A 17,923-nucleotide genomic window follows, 5' to 3' on the forward strand; every position below is an offset into this window, starting at 1 on the left:
AGAGAGGCCACCATGCCAACCGTCATCTGCGCCGGATTGATAACTCTCGATGCGGTATACGATCTGGTCGCTTATCCGCAGGAAGGCAGCAAGGTCAGGGCAAGCTCTGCCCGGCTGTTACCCGGTGGCGGTGCGCTGCTCGCGGCAACGACAATTGCGCGATTGGGTGGGACGGCCCAGCTCGCCGGAGCCATAGGTGACGATCTGTTCGGTCAGTACCTTCGCGGTCAAATGACGCGGCGTGGAATTGATGATGCTCTTGTTCAAACCCTGAGGGGCGAGGCAACGGCCCATTCCGCAATATTCGTTACCGCTGATGGTGAGCGCACCATTGTCAATCAGAGACCGGATCATCTGCGTGACATGAAATTGACGGCCGATGTTCCCGAATTCGACGTCGTTCTGGCAGATACGCGGTGCTGCAATCTGGCGATAGAATTGTTTGGGGTGGCAAAACAGCGGGGCAGGCCCGCGGTTCTGGACGGTGAGGCACCATTGCCTCGGGATCTCCTGCCTTTTGTCAGCCACCTTGCACTTTCCGAACAGGGGTTGGCTGACTTTGGTGGCAAATCGTTGTCCGGGATCGCAGCACAGAACCAATGCTGGGCGTGCGTGACGCGCGGAGCAGCCGAGGTGCAAATTCATGATGGGAGCACAATTGCCCCGCCGCAGGTGACATCACTGGACACGCTGGGAGCAGGCGATGTTTGGCACGGTGCCTTTGCCTTTGCATTGGGTGACGGGCTCAACGAGCCGGACGCTGTTGAATTTGCCAACACATCAGCGGCGCTGTTCGTCTCGCGCATTGGAGAGGAGCGATTTCCTACCTATGACGAGGTCCAGGAAAAACTCGAAAACTGAGATATTGCCGGCTTTGAGGATGCCGGGATTGGGTGCAGGAACCATCTGCGCCATCCGGTTACCAATATGCCGGGTGACATCCGGCAATTTCCATTCGGCCCCACGCGGTGAGGGGACGCGAAAAAACGAGTGACAGGCCCTGATCCAGAGGCTTGTCATTTGTCTGCTTCGCACCCTCGAAACGGACGTTCGTCTGTTGTCCGCCTGCTACCGAAAGCCGGCATTCGTTCCATTTCGAGCAAATATCTGAGAACGGGAAGCGGATTTCGGTTGCAGCGCGGCCATCATCGACCCATCCAGCCACCGTCGACAGTCACAATGGATCCGTTCATGTAGTCGGAAGCTGCCGAGGCAAGGAAAACAGCCGGACCGGCGAAGTCCACGGCTTTGCCCCAACGGCCTGCCGGAATGCGCTCCAAAATCGACTTTGAGCGCGCCGGATCGTTTCGCAGCGCTTCGGTGTTGTCCGTTGCAATGTAACCGGGTGCAATGGCGTTCACGTTTACCCCGTTTGCGGCCCATTCATTTGCAAAGGACTTCGTGAGCTGGCCAATCCCTCCCTTTGAGGCAGCGTAGCCCGGAACGGTGATGCCTCCCTGAAACGTCAGCAGGGATGCCGTGAAGATGATTTTGCCGGAACCGCGCGCAACCATGCGGGATCCGACTTCGCGGGTCAGAAGGAACTGCGAGGAAAGATTGATTTCAATCACCTCATCCCAGATGTCATCGTCGTGTTCGGTCAAGGGTGCCCGCTTGATCGTGCCGGCATTGTTCACAAGGATGTCGATGACCGGGTGTTCTTCGTTGACCTTCGCTGCGAAGGCCTTCAATGCGCTCCGGTCACCGAAGTCGCATTGGTAGGCGTGAAAGCTTCTGCCGAGCGCCTTCACATCAGCTTCGATCGCGCTGCCCGCGCTTTCCAGGCTGGCGCTGACACCGATGATGTCCGCTCCGGCTTCTGCGAGTGCCACTGCCATGGCTTTGCCGATCCCCCGCTTGGCGCCCGTGACAAGGGCGGTTTTTCCCGCAAGGCTGAAACTGTCCAAAACACTCATGTGTCGTTCCTGGTTATCTGGATCATGGATTTGATTGCGCTCGGATTCTGTGTCAGCGCTTCAAAAGCGCCCTGGATATCCTCAAGCGGCTGGATGTCGGTGATAAAGCTCGAGCATTCGACGACACCCTCGGCCAGAAGCCGCATGGCCTGTTCGTAGTCCTCGGGCCGATAGACGCGCGCTCCGAAAAGCTCCAGTTCACGCCAGAAAAAGCGGAACATGTCCACGTCCGGTTTTTTCGCATGAATGGCCACCATCACGATACGGCCACGTGCGGCGGCCGCATCGGTCATCAGGTCCACACCGGGCTGACTGCCCGAGACTTCGAACACCACGTCCGCTCCCTTGCCACCGGTCAGATCATTGACCTGTTCGGCAGCATCGGACGTTTTCGGATTGATGGTTGTGAAACCCAGCTTGTTCGCATAGGCAAGCCGGCTTTCGCTGATCTCGCTGATCGCGACGTTGCCACCGGCATTGCGTGCGACGAGGGCGACCAGAAGGCCGATAGGGCCACCGCCGATCACAAGCACGTCCTCGCCCGGCCTGACCCGGGCTCTGCTCACGTCATGACATGCGACTGCCAGCGGTTCGATCAGGGCGGCGTGAGACAGGTCAAGGTCTGCGGGAAGAACATGGATGGTGTGTGCCGGGACGTTCCAATACTCCTGGAATGCGCCTTCCGTATCGATCCCGATGAACTTCAGGTTATGGCAGATATGATCATGGCCCGCACGGCAGGCGGGACATTCACCGCAGTGATCGAGTGGTCTGACCACGATCCGGTCTCCCGGTGCCAAGCCATCGACACCCTCTCCGACGGCCTCGATTGTGCCGGACATCTCATGTCCGATCGTGCGTTCGAAGCCGACACGCTGGTCCATGTGACCGAGAAAAATATGGAGATCGGTTCCACAGATACCGCAATAGGCCACCTTGACCTGAACTTCACCGGATCCCGGCGCGGATACATGCTTTTGCTCGAGGGAAAACGTCTTGTCGCCGCGATAGACGGCAGCATTGCTGATCATGGAAACCTCTAAAGGGTAAGAATATTGTGGGGTTCAAGAAGCGCCCAATCGAAGTCAACCCCGATACCGGGTGCCTCCGGGGCGAGCGCCAGATGGTTCTCTACCCTGAGCGGCTGCTTTGTATATTGATCGATCGGGAAGGAATGAACCTCAATCCAACCGGCATTAACCTGAGCGGACACGAGGCTGACATGGAGTTCCTGCATGCCGTGACTGCAAATCGGCAAATTGTGCTCGCGCGACAGATCGGCAACTTGCAGAAAGCCGGTCACGCCGCCGCAATTGGAAGCATCCGGCTGGATGAAGCTGAGTTTGGCATCCCTGAACGCATATTCGAATTCATGGATCGTGTGAAGATTTTCACCCATTGCAAGCGGGCAACCCGTTGCGTTCGCTATCTTGCCGTATCCCTTGTAATCGTCCGGAATGGTAGGCTCCTCGAACCAGAGAATATCATACGGCGCAAACGCCTGTGCTGCGGTGATCGCCTCGTCCACAGACATGGAGTAATTTGCGTCGACCATGAACGCTATGTCCGGACCGATGAATTCCCTAACAGCTGCAATGCGTGAAAGGTCGGCTTCGATGGTTGGCTGACCGATCTTGATCTTGACGCCGTTGAACCCGCGATCGAGATATCCCTGAATGCTCTTGAGCAGCTTGGGCAGCGGGAAGTTGAGATCTATGCCGCCGCAATAGGCCTTGCAGCGATTGTCTGCGCCACCTGCCAGTTTCCAGAGCGGCCAATCGCGTTTTTTGCCTCGAATATCCCAGAGCGCAATATCGACGGCCGAAATCGCGAAGGAGGCAATTCCGCCGCGCCCGACATAATGAATATGCCACTGCATGCCGTCATAGAGATCTTCGACCGCACTGGCATCCTGGCCGATCAGAAACGGGGCCAGGTCGTGGTGAACCATTGCGGCAATCGCGTGACCACCCTTTCCACCCGTATAGGTGTAGCCCGTGCCCTCTGTTCCGTCGGTGAGTACAATGGTGACGGTCACCAGTTCGAAGAGGGTGTGGTCGCCATGCTTGGCATCGACAAGTACTTCCGCAAGGGGAACGTGGAACAGTTTCGTGTGGATCTCCCTGATCGCAGTCATTTGGCGAACTCCACATTGGGTCGGCGGTACATGACACGCGTCTGGAAGAGAATCACGGCGAACAGGAAAGCTCCGCGGATCACCATTTGCCAATAGGCGCTGAAGCTGATCCAGCCCTTGCCGTTTTCAAAGTTCAGGATGTTGAACACAAGACCCAGAAGCAGCGCACCTGCAACAGTTGCGGGGATCGATCCGAGACCACCGGTCAAAAGTGTGCCGCCAACCACGACCGATGCGATGGCCGAGAGTTCCCAGCCGACGCCTTCCAGCGGTTGTCCGGCGCCGAACCCGGATGCCAGAAAAACACCCGCAAGCCCCGCGCAGCCGCCGGAAAGCGCGTAGGCAAAGATCTTGGCACGGTTGACCTTCAGACCCATCATGACGGAAGCGTCTTCACCGCCGCCGACCGCCAGGATCGTTCGTCCGAGACTGGTCATCTCCAGGACAATCCAGAGGCCAATGATCAGGATACCGACCAGCACGATTGTCCAGGGCACGATCCCCATGGCTTTTTCCATGCCGAGATGTGTAAAATTCGACCCCCAGTCGACGGCAATTGTCTGGGCTCCGGAAATCACGAGCGAGCCACCCTTTGCACCCAGCATTGTTGCGAGCGTCGCGATAAACGGGGGTATTCTGCCGAAGACGATGCAGACCGCGTTGAAGAGGCCAAAACCGACACCCGAGAGAATGGCAAGCGGCATCGCCACTTCGATGCCATAGGGGCTGAGATAGGCTGCGACGACCGAGGTGAAGGCGGCAACGGATCCCACGGAAAGGTCGATGCCACCTGTAAGGATGACAAAACACATGCCGACGGAGATCGCGATGAACATCGCGTTGTAGTTCAGGAATGACGTGATGTTGTAGGCGCTGCCGAAATTGTCGTAGCGCAGTAATCCAAAGACGATGAGCACGAACAGCGCGATCCACACCGCCACCGATTGCGGGTTGCGCGAGATGTATTTGCGCATGTCAAAGGCGTTTTGATCAAGCACTGTCCTATTCCTTTCGCGCTTGCTGGATGTAGACGGCAGCCAGGATGATCGCGGCCTTGGCGATGAGCGCGACCTCGTCTTCAACGCCGTTGGCCAGCAATGTGTATTTGACGAGTTGGATGATGACTGCGCCGAGAATGGCACCGAAGATCGGCGCTTTGCCGCCTTGCAACAGTGCGCCGCCGACCACGGCTGCCGCAATCGCATCGAGCTCCATGAGATTGCCGTTGCGCGCCGCATCGGAGGCGGAATTGATGGCAACGACAATCAGACCGGCGAGGCCGGACAGAACGGAACAGATGACATAGGCGCCGATCTTGACGCCGCGAACAGGGCCGCCGGCAAGCCTTGCAGCCCGTTCGTTGCCGCCGATTGCAAGTAGGTAACGGCCGAAGATCGTCCGATTCACCACCCAGAACAGCAGGCAGGCGATCGCCAGCGCCAGCCATCCCTGGAAGGGAAATCCGAGGATCTTGCCGGTACCCAGATAGCTGAATTCGGGATTGGAGAACGTCTGTAGGTTTCCGTTGGTGAGAACCTGCGCGATGCCTCTGCCCGAAATGAACAGAATAAGCGTCGCGATGATCGGCTGCACCTTGAGCACCGACACGATGATGCCGTTGAACATGCCGCACACCAGCGCAGCCAACAGCGGGAACAACAGTGCTGCAATCAGTCCGAGGACCGGATAGGCCTGTCCGAAATCGGACAGAAAGATCAAAGGTGCCAGGGCACCTGAAAGGGCCATGACCGCACCGACCGACAGGTCGATCCCGCCCGTCGCAATCACCAGCGTCATGCCCATGGCGACAATCGCGATTGTAGCGACCTGGGAAATGTTGACCGCGAGCGTCTGTGTGTGGAGGAAGTTCGGCGTCACGAGGATGTTGAAGACCAGAATAATCGCCAGCGCGATCAGGCCTCCGTGATCCTTGAGGCGGGACGTATAGTCTGTGCGCATGGTCTCTTCCGATGTCACCGTGGTCATGGCGTTGCATCCTCGTGGTGGGCAAGCGCCCTGACCAGGGCGTTTTCAGTTATGCCCGGATTGGTCAGCTCGGATACCGACTTGCCTTCATGCATCACGACGATACGGTTGGCGCCTTCGACCAGCTCTTCGAATTCGGAACTGATCAGGATAACAGCGTGCCCCTCGTCGACGAAGGTCCGGATGATCGCCTGGATCTCGCGTTTTGCACCCACATCGACACCGCGTGTCGGTTCATCGAGTATCAGAATGTCAGGTTTCGTGGCCAGCCAGCGGGCAAGCAGAACCTTTTGCTGGTTTCCTCCGGAAAGCTCACGAATGGGTTGATCCATGTGTGAGGTTTTGATGCCGAGTTTTCTGATGAACTCACCGACAAGCTCCTTTTCGCGTTCCCTGTCGATTTGCCCGTTTCTTCGCAGGCTCGGCAAGAGCGCGAGTGTCAGATTTTCCCGTACGGACATATCCGGAACGATGCCTTCCGCCTTCCGGTCTTCCGTCAGGAAAGCGATCCTGGCCCGGATCGCTTCGGAAGGTTCTGCCGGTTTGAACTCCCTGCCATTCAGCCGGAGGGTTCCGGAGGTCAGGGGATCCAGACCGAAAATACTTCTTGCAGCCTCTGTGCGCCCCGACCCGAGAAGGCCGCCGAGGCCGACGATTTCACCCCGGTGGAGAGACATTGAAAATTCCGACAGTCGTGGTCCGGTGGCAACATGGTCGACATCGAGCACGACTTCGTCGAAGGCAGTACTGCCGCCCGCCAGTTCGGTCAGCCCCTCCGCCTCGATCTCATCGGCGTTGCGCCCAAGCATGGCTGCGATCAGGTCAAGTTTCGTCGTATCGGCGATTTCGCGGCAGCCAACCGTCTTGCCGTCGCGCATGATTGTCACGCGATCACAGATCTGGAACAGTTCGTCGAGAAAGTGGGATACGTAAAGCACGGAAACGCCAGATGATTTCAGCTCCCTGACGACACCGAACAGGATTTCGACCTCGGAACTGTCCAGCGACGAAGTCGGCTCATCCATGATGACAAGCTTGGCGTCCATGGAAACGGCACGCGCGATCGCCACGAGCTGCTGGATCGCGGTGGAATAGCTGCCGAGCGGTGCGGTAACGTCAATTTCAATGCCGAAGCGGGACAGGATTTCTCGGGTGCGCCTGTGCGCTTCCGGCCAGTTGATCATGAAGCCGAAGGATTTCGGCTCTTGACCCATCACGACATTCTCGCTGACGGAACGCAGCGGAACGAGGTTGAGTTCCTGATAAATTGTCGCGATTCCGGCGCTTTGCGCTCCTCGCGGTGACGACAGATGGCTGGGTGCACCGGCAAATTCAACCTCACCTTCGTCGCGGCGATAAAGCCCGGTAAGGATCTTGATCAGGGTAGATTTTCCCGCACCGTTTTGGCCAATCAGTGCATGAACTTCGCCGGGTTCGATTTCAAGAGACGCATCTCGCAGAGCAGGTACTCCGCCGAAATGTTTCTTGATCCCGTTCATCGTGAGCAAGGGGGCCATGTGGATTCCTGTCGGCACGGAAGGAAAAAAGCCGGAAGAGTGGTCTCTTCCGGCAGATGGCATCAATAGGCTTCGTCGATATTCGCCGCAGCATTGTCAGTGGTGAAGATACGGTCCTTGACCTGCACCCAATGCTCTATGGATTCACCGGCGGCGTACCGTTTCATGGTTTCGCAGGCCAGCGGTCCGAAGAACGGCGAGCTTTCGACGGTTACGCCCATCTTTCCGTCGATAATCGCCTGAAGCGCATCCCTCGTGCCGTCGATCGAGACGACCAGAACATCTTCGCCGGGCTTGCGTCCCGCCAATTCAAGCGCCTGGATGGCACCGATCGCCATTTCGTCATTGTGGGCATAAACGATGTTGACGTCGGGATGTGCCTGCAAAAGCGTTTCCATGACCTGGCGACCGAGATCGCGGGCAAAGTCACCGGATTGCGAGGCAACGATCTCAAAGCGGTCGTCTTCCAGGATGCGGTCGTCAAACCCCTTCTTGCGGTCATTTGCCGGCGATGAACCTGTTGTTCCTTCCAGCTCAACGATGATGCCCTTGTCACCTTTGAAGTTTGCGATGGTCCACTCCGCGACTCGGCGACCCTGATCGATGAAATCAGACCCGAGGAAGGCAACGAAATCTTCGCCCGGCTTGGCGGCATTCGGATCGACGGAACGATCGACCAGGAATGTCGGTATGCCTGCTGCCTTTGCCTTTTTGACGGCAGGAATGAGCGGTTTTTCTTCGCGCGGTGGCAGGAACAGAACGTCGATGCCCTGTGCGATCATGCTGTCGACGTCTGCGACCTGCTTGGCTGCAGAACCGGCTGCATCCGTCGCAATCAGGTCCCAGCCGCAGCTCTCGGCCGTATCATGAAAGGATTTGGTTTCCGCGATCCGCCACGGATTGTTGGATTCCATCTGGGCAAAGCCGACCTTGTATCGATCCTTTTGCTCAAGGGGCGGCAAGCCGGCGGCCGAGGCGATCGAAGTCACCGCGCCGAAGGCGATGGCAGTTGCCAGCAAGAGTGTCCGTTTCATCATTTCCTCCACTTTGGTGCGACCAGAATCCCCCCGGTCGCGAGATTTTGAGGCACTAACCCCAATTCAGATAGGCTGTCTGCTTGCGCAGGTAGCCGTCGAAGCCGTAGCGGCCGTCTTCTCCGCCCAGTCCGGACAGGCCCCATCCGGTATGAAATCCCTGAACCGCCTCTCCATTGGACCGGTTGAGATAGAGCTCTCCGAATTTCAGACGGTAGGGTGCCTCGGCCAGACGTTTGTAATCGCGGGTGAACAGGTACGCGGACAGTCCGAATGACGTGTCGTTCGCATATGCGACCGCCATGTCGAAATCATCGACCCTTACAGCAGTTGCCACGGGGCCGAATATTTCTTCCCGGACGGCAGGATTGTCATTTCGCGTTGCTTCAAGAACGGTGGGCGCGAGCCAGTGTCCCTTCGCAAAGGGACCGTCCTCCAGAATGCCGCCCTTGAGGAGAATGTCGGCACCTGAGGAAATGCTCTGAGCGACGACGTCGGCAACTTTGTCCCTTTCCACGCGGCTGACCTTGGGACCGAGGTCCACATTGCCGAGTGGATCGCCGATTTTCAGCGCTTCTGACGCAGCAATGAATTTTTCCAGGAATTCGTCTGCAATCGAGCGGTGAAGATACATGCGCTCGTTACAGGTACAGATCTGTCCGCAGTTGGTGTACCGCGCCGCAACCGCCGCGGAGACCGCGCTGTCGATGTCTGCGTCTTCCATGACGAGGAAGGGTGCCTTGCCTCCAAGCTCAAGACGGATGACCTTGATATCCTCCGCGCCGGATTTGTAAATCTCGCGCCCGGCACGCGTGCTTCCGGTCATCGTGACGAGATCGGATAGCGGGCTTCGGACAAGCGCTTCTCCGACGACGCGTCCGCGGCCGGTGACCACGTTGAACACTCCTGCCGGGAAACCGGCTTTGTCGCTCAATTGCGCAAGCGCGAGACCCGACAACGGGGTCGCCTCATGTGAGAGCAAAACGAATGTGTTTCCGGCTACCAGTGCAGGACCCAGCTTTCGTGCTGCCAGTGCGAAGGGATAGTTCCAGGCGGTCAATCCAACCACAACGCCGTAGGGGTGACGTCTGATGTGGATCTCTTCCGAACGGTTGTCCGATGTGACGATGTCGCCTTCGACCCTGCGAGCGTTTTCCGCGGCGTATCTCAGGAAGGTGATGCCGGCATCTATCTCCTGAAGTGCGTGGCTCAGCGGCTTGCCCTGTTCAAGGGTAACAAGTCGCGCGAGGTGTTGTCTTTGTGCCGCGACCTGATCGGCGAGCGAGGCGACAAGGCTGCCGCGTTCGACGGAAGGCATTGCCGCCCAGGCCGCTTGTGCCTTTTTGGCTGATGTAAGTGCTTTGCGGGCATCCTCGGCGTTCCCGTCCGGGATTGTCGCAATGACGTTTTCGTTCGAGGGGTTCTCGACCTCCAGCGCGTTCGTCTGGCCACGTTCGACCCATTGGCCGTTGATGAACATCTCGGCGGCTGTGGGCATTTCGGAACTGAGGGTAATGTCGAACACGAGATTGTATTGCCTTTGGTATGACCAAACTGAGATAAGTAAGTTGATAAAAGAGACCAAAGTCAATCTTAAATTGGCAAATTGGTACTTAAAAATAATAAACATATGAAAAACAAGAGAAAATAAGGGAAAATTTCAAGGAGTTGGAAAAAATTGCTTTACGAGAAAAATATTTATGTCATACCAAAATAGATGAAAACGATGACACGGGAGAGTTGATGCCTCATGGACATCGGGAACGACACGGGGCGTGCGGCGGATAGTGTGGTTGCGATGCTGGAAGCGAAGATTGTTTCCGGTGAACTGGAAAACCGGGCGCCACTACCGGCCGAGCGGGAGTTGATGGAACAGTTCGGTGCCAGCCGGACCGTCATCAGGGAAGCAATCTCCAAACTGTCCAGCAGGGGCTTGATAGAAACGCGCCCGCGATTCCGGCCGATTGTTCGCAAACCGGATTATGCAACCGTTCTGCACGCGTGCGGCAATGTCGTTCAGCACCTTTTGACGGAACGTTCCGGCATAAAGAACCTCTATGACAGCCGTGTCTTCATCGAGCGCGCATTGGTTCGGGAAGCTGCCTTGGCAGCGCGCAAGGAAGACATTATCAATCTCAGGGCTGCGCTCGAAGACAACCGGAATGCCATTTCCGATTCCTCGGAATTCTACCGGACCGACGTTGCCTTTCACGGTGTTCTTTACCGGATACCGAGGAACCCGATCTTTCCCACGATCCACGAAGGCTATACGTCCTGGCTTGCACCGCAGTGGGATCGCATGCTGCGCTCACCCGAGCGCAATGAAGTGAATTACCTGGCGCACAAGGCCATTTTGGACGCCATTATGGAACGTGATCCGCTGGCTGCCGAAGAGGCGCTCACAAATCATCTGAAGGCGGCCTGGGAATTCGTCCGTGTCACGTTCGATTGGGGGGAAGAATGACGGCCGAATTCGATTACATCGTGGTTGGAGGGGGATCTGGCGGCGGCGTTGCCGCATCAAGGTTGGTCACATCGGGCGGTGCTCGCGTTTTGCTTCTTGAAGCAGGGTACTCTCACCGGCATCCGTTGCTTGATATGCCTCCTGGCATTTTCAAATTGATCAACGGATCCAAATACATGCGATACCACAGGACAACACCGCAATCGCATCTGGACGGGAGAGTGCACGAAATTCCACAAGGCAATGTCCTTGGCGGTGGATCATCCGTCAATGCACAGGTCTATATGCGAGGCCGACCGCAGGACTACGACAGCTGGAACGGGATCTTGTGTGGCAATAACGACAATCCAGGCTGGGCCTGGTCGGATGTGCTGCCGCACTTTACCGGGATGGAAGCAAACAACCGGCTTTCCGGCGACCTTCATGGAACGGACGGAGAAGTAAAGGTTTCCGATCCGGGTTACATAGATACGATGTCGCGGTGGTTCGTGCAGGCTGTGCAGAAACTTGGCGAGCCCTACAACTCCGATTTCAATGGCTCAAGCCAGCGCGGTGTGGGATTTTATCAGTTCACCAACAGGCACGGTCGGAGAAGTTCGACTGCCTATGCGTTTCTTGAGCCAATCAAGGATGATCCTCGTCTGACAATCAAGCTTGAGGCCTCCGTTGACAAGGTGATTGTCGAAAACGGCCGGGCGGTAGGTGTGAGGTATCGAGACCCCACAGGCTCTCATGAAGCGCGTGCAAGTGGTGAAGTCATTCTAGCAGCGGGTGCATTGGTTACGCCAAAGATCCTCATGTTGTCTGGCATCGGGCCGGCAGAGCATCTCAGGGAATTCGATATCGCCGTCCAATGTGACTTGCCTGGCGTCGGCCAGAACCTGATCGATCACCCGGAAGTGCCAATCACGGCCTATTCAAATGGACCTCATGGGTACTACCGTCAGGGTGAAGGTTTGCGAATGCTCTGGAACGGCCTTCAGTTCAAGGTTTTCGGCAGCGGTCCCGTGACCTCTGCAGGTGTTGAGGCGGGTGCCTTTGTAAATCCAGGAAATCGGGATGCCGAACCGACAATACAGGCCTTCTGTGTTCCCATCGTTTATCTCGACCGGGATGCTCAAACCGAGTTGAAGGACGGGTACGGGGTAACCGTCACGACCGTTGTCGTGAAACCGAAGTCGCGAGGCGAAGTCAGGCTCGCATCGGCAGACCCGTCTCACATGCCGATCGTTTGTCCAAATCTGTTAAAGGAAGAAGAGGACATGCAGGAAATGATCGCTGGTCAACGTTTTTTTGTTGATGCGTTCAAATCTGAGCCGTTGGCATCGAAGATTAGGAATGTCGCGATCCCGGATCCCGGGGACAATTCGGACATGGCATTGAGAAATCACTGCAAGCGGTTTGTAAAGACAAACTACCATCCTGCCGGAACGGCTCGCATGGGTGCCGATGGCGACGGGATGGCAGTACTCGATGCCCGGTTGAAGGTGCGTGGAATTGAGGCCCTGAGAGTATGCGACATGTCCGCTGTGCCGGATATCAATGCTGGCAATACCAACGCGCCTGCAATGATGATTGGATCACGATGCGCCGAGTTTGTGCTGGCATCGAAAAACTGACGGTCGCATAGAAACGTCACTTTTATCTGGCATGCTACCTTCCGCTGAAGTTTCGGGCCGGTCGAATTTCTGCCCAGGATGGGAAAACGTCGTGTGACAGCGGCAGGAAAGAACCCGTGTACCGCTTCTGACAAAACCTTTTTTCTGATTTCGGCGTCTTTCAGTCATCGAACATGACTTTTGCTTACATCCGCTTCGCGACAATCAGGCGAGATATTGCTTCGCGAACTTTCTCCGCTGTTGGAAACAGACCGGAATTTATGTGCTCGTCCAAAATGAGGGAGCCAAGCGGGGGGCGGTCGGGTTTTCTCAATGAGCGCCAGGGCAAATAAATACCACGATGCCAGGTGGCAGGACTACCGGATTTGTTTGACCGACATACCTGAGCTGCCAGTTTTCTTTCCCATTCCTTTCCCGTCTCTTTTCCAATCCGACGCGGCACGCTGACCAAGTTTGCATTCAGTTGGACGGCCGATTGGACTGCCCGCACGACAGGTTTTCTTTAGTGTCTTGAGTTGAATGGGTAGCGGGATAGTGGGCGCACGAAACACTGCCTCATGCTTCCCCGGTGCATCCGCGAAAAATAGCCTTTGGTTGAACGAGCTCGGAGAAACTGAAAAAATGGAGCGGGTGAAGGGAATCGAACCCTCGTCTTAAGCTTGGGAAGCTTCTGCTCTACCATTGAGCTACACCCGCTTCGACCGGATTGATTTCTGCGCCGACTTGCCAGACCTGTCAAGTTGGGGACTTTCCTTTTCCCAGGAGACGTGATCTTGCGCTGCGGCGAAGAAATCGCCATGTTCGCGCCGGCGCAACAGCGCGGATTTATCATCGAACGAACGAACCCCGGGTCAGGTAAATGCGAAATCAGGTCAGGGCGCTGGTCACCTCGCGCAATTGGGAATTCTGCATCATTTCGATCATCGTTTTGAACGCGGTGACGCTGGGGCTTGAGACAAGCTCGTTTATGATGGACAGCATCGGCGGATGGCTTGTTCTGTTCGACAAGATCATTCTCGGAATATTCGTGGTGGAACTGGTCCTAAGGCTCTACGCCCATGGCCTGAGTTTCTTCAAGGACCCGTGGAGCATCTTCGATTTCGTAATTGTCGGAATTGCCTTGATACCTTCCAGCGGAGCCATGTCCGTGCTCCGCTCGCTTCGCATCTTGCGCGTATTGCGCCTGATTTCCGTAGTTCCCTCGTTGCGCCGCGTAATCGGCGGTCTGATCGCTGCACTGCCGGGCATGGGATCGATTGTCGTGCTGATGGCGCTTGTTTTTTACGTATTTGCAGTCATGGCAACGAAACTGTTCGGACAGGCATTTCCCGAATGGTTCGGCGATCTCGGGGCTTCGCTTTACACGCTTTTCCAGATCATGACGCTTGAAAGCTGGTCCATGGGCATCGTGCGTCCGGTGATGGAAGTCTTTCCGCTTTCCTGGCTTTTCTTCGTTCCCTTCATTCTGTGCACAGCCTTCACGGTGCTCAACCTTTTTATCGGTATCATCGTTTCGGCCATGCAGGAGGAGCACGAAGCGGAGGCCGACGCGAACCGGCAGGCAATCCAGGACGAGACAAGCCAGATCCTGGAAGAGGTCAAGGCGCTTCGTCTGGAGCTGAAGGAACTGCGCGGCAAAGTCTCCGAAAAATCGACTTAGGGCATATCCAGCAGGCTGCGCTTGCGTTTCTTTGAAGCGCATGATTTGACCAAACCATGGCACAGGCACCAAAGGGAACCATCGCGGCCGGTCATCAGCTTACGGCCGATGCAGGGGCTGAAATGTTGCGTGAGGGCGGCAACGCCTTTGATGCCGCAATAGCCGCACTGGCGATGGCTTGTGTGTGCGAGCCGGTTCTGGCGTCACCGGGCGGTGGCGGATTTGCCATGATTCGCGATGGGCAGAGCGGAAGGACCACGCTGCTCGACTTTTTCCCGCAAACCCCGAAACAAAAACGTGGCAATTGTTCCAGCGGGTTTCACAGTATTACCGCCGATTTCGGGTCGGCAACGCAGGTTTTTCACATCGGGCCGGCAACGGTTGCCGTGCCGGGATTTTTCGCGGGTCTGACTGCGCTTCATGAAAACGGCGGGACATTGCCTCTGGCGGATCTGTTCGCACCCGCAATAGACGCTGGAAAATCCGGGCATCGCGTCACCGGATATCAGCATTATCTGTCGACGGTGGTCCGGCCGATACTGACTGCAACTCCGGCCGCACAAAACCTTTTTGCGCCTTCCGGGGAACTGCCGGCTGTCAATTCGCTTTTCTACAATCCCGGGCTCGCCGATCTGTATTGCGAATTGGCGCGCACGGACTGGCTGCAAACCGGCATCGCAGATCAATTGCTGGCAGAGCAAAGCGATGGCGGCCACTTGAGCCGTGAAGATCTGGAATCCTATGAAGTGGTCGCCCGAGAACCGCTTGCCGTTGCTCTGGGCGGAGCAGATGTTTTCCTGAACCCGCCACCCGCAGCCTGCGGGGTACTGATCCGATACGCACTCTCCCGTCTTGATGGCTGCGATTTGCCGGCTTTCGCAAGAGCGCTTCACTTGACCGACCAGGCGCGGCTGTCGGCCTGCGGAGACCTCGGCAGGCTTCTGGACCGTCCCTTGCGCCAGAAGGGAACAACTCACATTTCAGCCGTGGATGCTAAGGGAAATGCCTGTTCGGTCACCGTTTCCAACGGGACCGGAAACGGCGAGGTTGTGGGCGGCTATGGGTTCATGCTGAACAACATTCTCGGAGAAGAGGATGTGAACCCGCATGGTTCAGCGGACTGGCCCACGGATACCAGGCTTGCATCCATGATGTGTCCGGCCCTGATCGATGCACCGGGTGGTCGTTTGGTAGCGCTCGGCTCGGGCGGGTCCAGCAGGATCCGCTCGGCAATCCTCCAGGTTGTCGCGCGCTTGTGCCTCGGATCTGCCGAACTGGAAGAGGCTGTCCGTGCGCCGCGGCTGCATATCGAGAACGGGCAACTGGACGTTGAGGTATTTGATACTGATAGCGGGATATCGCAACTGAAAGACCATTTCCCCGACCATCGCATTTGGCCGGAAAAGAACATGTTTTTCGGAGGAGTGCATGCCGTTTCAACTGACGGCAACAGTCGGTTCGAGAGTGTTGGAGACAGTCGCAGGGAAGGCGCCGCGGTGATCGTTGAGTGACTTTGGAGCCTGCATGAAGCTGTGCGCGCTTCGCCATTGACGGCACTGTCGCAGCAGAGCTGACCTCGAAATCGAGTGTAAGGTTTCCTTCAGGAGCCGTCGGCGCTTCGATGAACAACGAGTTGCTGAAACGGTATCGTCCAGCCATTTTGGGTGCAGCATTCAATGGCGAAGCGCGCCAATGCATGCTCGACGGTTTCATAAACATGACCCATGCCGGGACCGACGTCGGCTTCGATCTCGAAATCAAGTGATGAGGCACCAGCCCGAAACAGCGTGACATAGGTTGAAAGGATGCCTTTCTCGCCAAACTTGGCGCGAAGCGCACCGTCGATATAGGCCTGCATTTTTTCCGGAATCTGTGTAGCGGCGTCGGCTTGATGCGCATAGTCAATGCCGAATTCAATCGTTGCCCGATAGCGGTCGGACAGGTTCTTCGGGTTCTGATCCAGATAAGCCGGTGTCGTGAAGTGGGAAACGGCGCCGCCTTCCTCGCGCAGGTGAACCGCTTCCGGACTTTGCAGGATCACTTCGGCCCACAAGCCATTGTCGAGCAGGACCCAGTCGCCTTCCTCGGAAGGAAACCACTTTTCATTGCCGTCCATGGGCCTTGAATGCTGGCCTCTCAATTCGCGCACCGGCACCGTGTAGTGTCCACCTCTGAGACTTGGATTTTCAAGTTCCGAATAAAGGTCAAGCCTGCTGACGCGCCAGGGAACATTGTTGATGACGACCCGTTCCCCCTCCTGAACGGCACCCAGGTTGAGCAGCAGGGTAACTTGTTCGATCAGGCTTGGGAGCGACTTCAGAAGAAACCAGCCGATGGTGAGAAAGGCCAGGAGCATGGCGCCCGTCAGGAACCAGTCGTTGTAGAAATTGAAGATTGCGATCGTGGTCCCGAATGCAAGGCAAAGCGTCAAGGCATCGTAAATCAAGGTGCCCAGACGAACCGGAAAACTGCGGTTCCGGCTTCTGCCAATCAACGTAAGCAGGACACGCCTCATGAGGCGCGAGACAAAAATCACAAGCACGAAGGCGAACAGCCCGATGAAAAAGTTTCGCCCCCGATCGCTGAAGAAGGAGGTGAATGCCTGACTTGCAACATCGCTGGGGTCGACTTTTTGGTCGAGCCTCGACCGCAATTGCTGTTCCACGGTGATCGACTGATCACGTGCCAGGATCAACCGGGTTTCCCAGTCCTGAAGAATGAGTTCGAGTCGCTCACGCAGGATACTGTCGGCGGGTGCGCGCTCGATCATCGGCTTGACGCGTTCGATCGCCTTTTCCGCCTGATCCGTTGCTTCGCTCGTCGCCAGTATGGTTTGTTTGAGTTGCTCTATTTCGCGGGCATTTTCGGTCGCCGACTTCAGCGTCCAGATAAACGGGCGAATAAGTTCCTCGACTTCATCCTGTAGCTCGAAGGAAGCGTCTGCCGGATTCAGTTCGTTTTCGGTGAAACCGGTGGCCAGGCTGACGATTTGGTTTTCCAGCCGGACAAGTTCCAGGTTGACTGTCTTCAGGCGTTCGCTCAGTTCTGCTCGATCCACTTCGGTGCCGGCATTTTCAATTGCCTTTCGCAATTCGCCGGCTATTTGCCGCTTCGCGTCCTGGGCGACAAGGATACTCGTGATTGCATTCAAGGATGCGGAGATTTCGGCGTCATTCTGTGCGCTTGGCGTATCGCTTCCTGGTACTTCAATCTGTGCGTTGGCGACTGAAGTCAGCAACGTGAGGAAAGTGAGCACGAGGAGAAACAAGTAGGGGGCAAATTCTGTCCAGATGCCGGAACTCGCAGAAATACGACGACCTGCAGTAGCGGAACGCGGCGTCGAAAGCTCCCAGCACAAAGTTGCGGCTGCTAGCGCGCATTCCGAACCGGTCGTGAGGGTTTCAGCCCCCCGCTGGCGGAGACACGCACTGGGCACGGGATTATGCCCGCGCAGCAAATGAGTGTCCTTTGATACCGGCTTGTCAGCGCAGTCCTCTTGTTTCAGCAATGTCATGACGTTCAAGGTAATCTCAAAATCCTCAGCTTCGCCCGATCACAGTAATAGTTGGATTCGTCAAAAATTGATCTGA

At 56.6% G+C, this 17,923-nt stretch carries 14 protein-coding genes and 1 tRNA gene; 5 read left to right on the top strand and 10 right to left on the bottom strand.

Annotation, left to right across the window (positions count from 1 at the left end; translation table 11 throughout):
• Positions 1–12 precede the first annotated feature (12 nt).
• The gene (locus ACO6TI_RS13520) at positions 13–861 is read left to right on the top strand and encodes a PfkB family carbohydrate kinase (RefSeq protein ID WP_422385099.1); all 849 of its coding nucleotides are present in this window, start codon (positions 13–15) and stop codon (positions 859–861) included.
• Between the two features lie 284 nt (positions 862–1,145).
• On the opposite strand, the gene ACO6TI_RS13525 is transcribed toward ACO6TI_RS13520, so the two are convergent.
• From ACO6TI_RS13525 to ACO6TI_RS13560, 8 genes are all read right to left on the bottom strand, one after another.
• Positions 1,146–1,916, bottom strand: a complete 771-nt coding sequence (locus tag ACO6TI_RS13525) for an SDR family NAD(P)-dependent oxidoreductase (protein WP_055111491.1) — start codon at positions 1,914–1,916, stop codon at positions 1,146–1,148.
• Positions 1,913–2,947, bottom strand: a complete 1,035-nt coding sequence (locus ACO6TI_RS13530; protein WP_281926471.1) for a zinc-dependent alcohol dehydrogenase — start codon at positions 2,945–2,947, stop codon at positions 1,913–1,915. The genes ACO6TI_RS13525 and ACO6TI_RS13530 overlap by 4 nt, the downstream gene beginning before the upstream one ends.
• Before the next feature lie 8 nt (positions 2,948–2,955).
• Positions 2,956–4,053 (bottom strand): mandelate racemase/muconate lactonizing enzyme family protein, encoded by a 1,098-nt coding sequence (locus tag ACO6TI_RS13535; RefSeq protein ID WP_055111495.1) that lies wholly within the window; start codon positions 4,051–4,053, stop codon positions 2,956–2,958.
• Positions 4,050–5,027: an ABC transporter permease gene (locus ACO6TI_RS13540; RefSeq protein WP_055111497.1), complete on the bottom strand. Its 978-nt coding sequence runs from the start codon at positions 5,025–5,027 to the stop codon at positions 4,050–4,052. The genes ACO6TI_RS13535 and ACO6TI_RS13540 overlap by 4 nt, the downstream gene beginning before the upstream one ends.
• Positions 5,028–5,055: 28 nt before the next feature.
• A complete protein-coding gene (locus ACO6TI_RS13545) occupies positions 5,056–6,039 on the bottom strand; it encodes an ABC transporter permease (protein WP_055111499.1) in 984 nt (327 codons plus the stop codon).
• Complete coding sequence (locus ACO6TI_RS13550) at positions 6,036–7,556, bottom strand: sugar ABC transporter ATP-binding protein (RefSeq protein ID WP_422385100.1); 1,521 nt, start codon at positions 7,554–7,556, stop codon at positions 6,036–6,038. The genes ACO6TI_RS13545 and ACO6TI_RS13550 overlap by 4 nt, the downstream gene beginning before the upstream one ends.
• A gap of 62 nt (positions 7,557–7,618) precedes the next feature.
• On the bottom strand, positions 7,619–8,593 hold the full coding sequence (locus tag ACO6TI_RS13555; protein ID WP_055112645.1) for an ABC transporter substrate-binding protein: 975 nt from the start codon (positions 8,591–8,593) through the stop codon (positions 7,619–7,621).
• Positions 8,594–8,645: 52 nt separating this feature from the next.
• Entirely contained in the window at positions 8,646–10,115 is a 1,470-nt protein-coding gene (locus ACO6TI_RS13560; protein WP_422385101.1) for an aldehyde dehydrogenase family protein, read from the bottom strand.
• A 225-nt stretch (positions 10,116–10,340) separates the two neighbouring features.
• On the opposite strand from ACO6TI_RS13560, the gene ACO6TI_RS13565 reads away from it, so the two are divergent.
• Together ACO6TI_RS13565 and ACO6TI_RS13570 are read left to right on the top strand one after the other, a co-directional pair.
• Positions 10,341–11,054 carry an FCD domain-containing protein gene (locus ACO6TI_RS13565; protein ID WP_422385102.1) on the top strand — a complete coding sequence of 238 codons (714 nt, stop codon included), beginning with the start codon at positions 10,341–10,343 and terminating at the stop codon, positions 11,052–11,054.
• The gene (locus ACO6TI_RS13570; protein ID WP_104703415.1) at positions 11,051–12,673 is read left to right on the top strand and encodes a GMC family oxidoreductase N-terminal domain-containing protein; all 1,623 of its coding nucleotides are present in this window, start codon (positions 11,051–11,053) and stop codon (positions 12,671–12,673) included. The genes ACO6TI_RS13565 and ACO6TI_RS13570 overlap by 4 nt, the downstream gene beginning before the upstream one ends.
• Positions 12,674–13,295: 622 nt before the next feature.
• Here ACO6TI_RS13570 and ACO6TI_RS13575 read toward each other — a convergent pair.
• Positions 13,296–13,369: transfer RNA gene (locus ACO6TI_RS13575), tRNA-Gly, on the bottom strand.
• A gap of 163 nt (positions 13,370–13,532) precedes the next feature.
• Here ACO6TI_RS13575 and ACO6TI_RS13580 point away from each other — a divergent pair.
• The gene (locus ACO6TI_RS13580) at positions 13,533–14,333 is read left to right on the top strand and encodes an ion transporter (protein WP_055111504.1); all 801 of its coding nucleotides are present in this window, start codon (positions 13,533–13,535) and stop codon (positions 14,331–14,333) included.
• A gap of 56 nt (positions 14,334–14,389) precedes the next feature.
• Positions 14,390–15,844 (top strand): gamma-glutamyltransferase, encoded by a 1,455-nt coding sequence (locus ACO6TI_RS13585; protein WP_422385103.1) that lies wholly within the window; start codon positions 14,390–14,392, stop codon positions 15,842–15,844.
• An 89-nt stretch (positions 15,845–15,933) separates the two neighbouring features.
• Here the strand turns inward: ACO6TI_RS13585 and ACO6TI_RS13590 are convergent, their stop codons facing one another.
• Positions 15,934–17,856 carry a hypothetical protein gene (locus ACO6TI_RS13590; protein WP_422385104.1) on the bottom strand — a complete coding sequence of 641 codons (1,923 nt, stop codon included), beginning with the start codon at positions 17,854–17,856 and terminating at the stop codon, positions 15,934–15,936.
• Positions 17,857–17,923 lie beyond the last annotated feature (67 nt).

Origin of the sequence: Roseibium album, from assembly GCF_965233825.1 — a bacterium.
GTDB classification, from domain to species: domain Bacteria; phylum Pseudomonadota; class Alphaproteobacteria; order Rhizobiales; family Stappiaceae; genus Roseibium; species Roseibium album.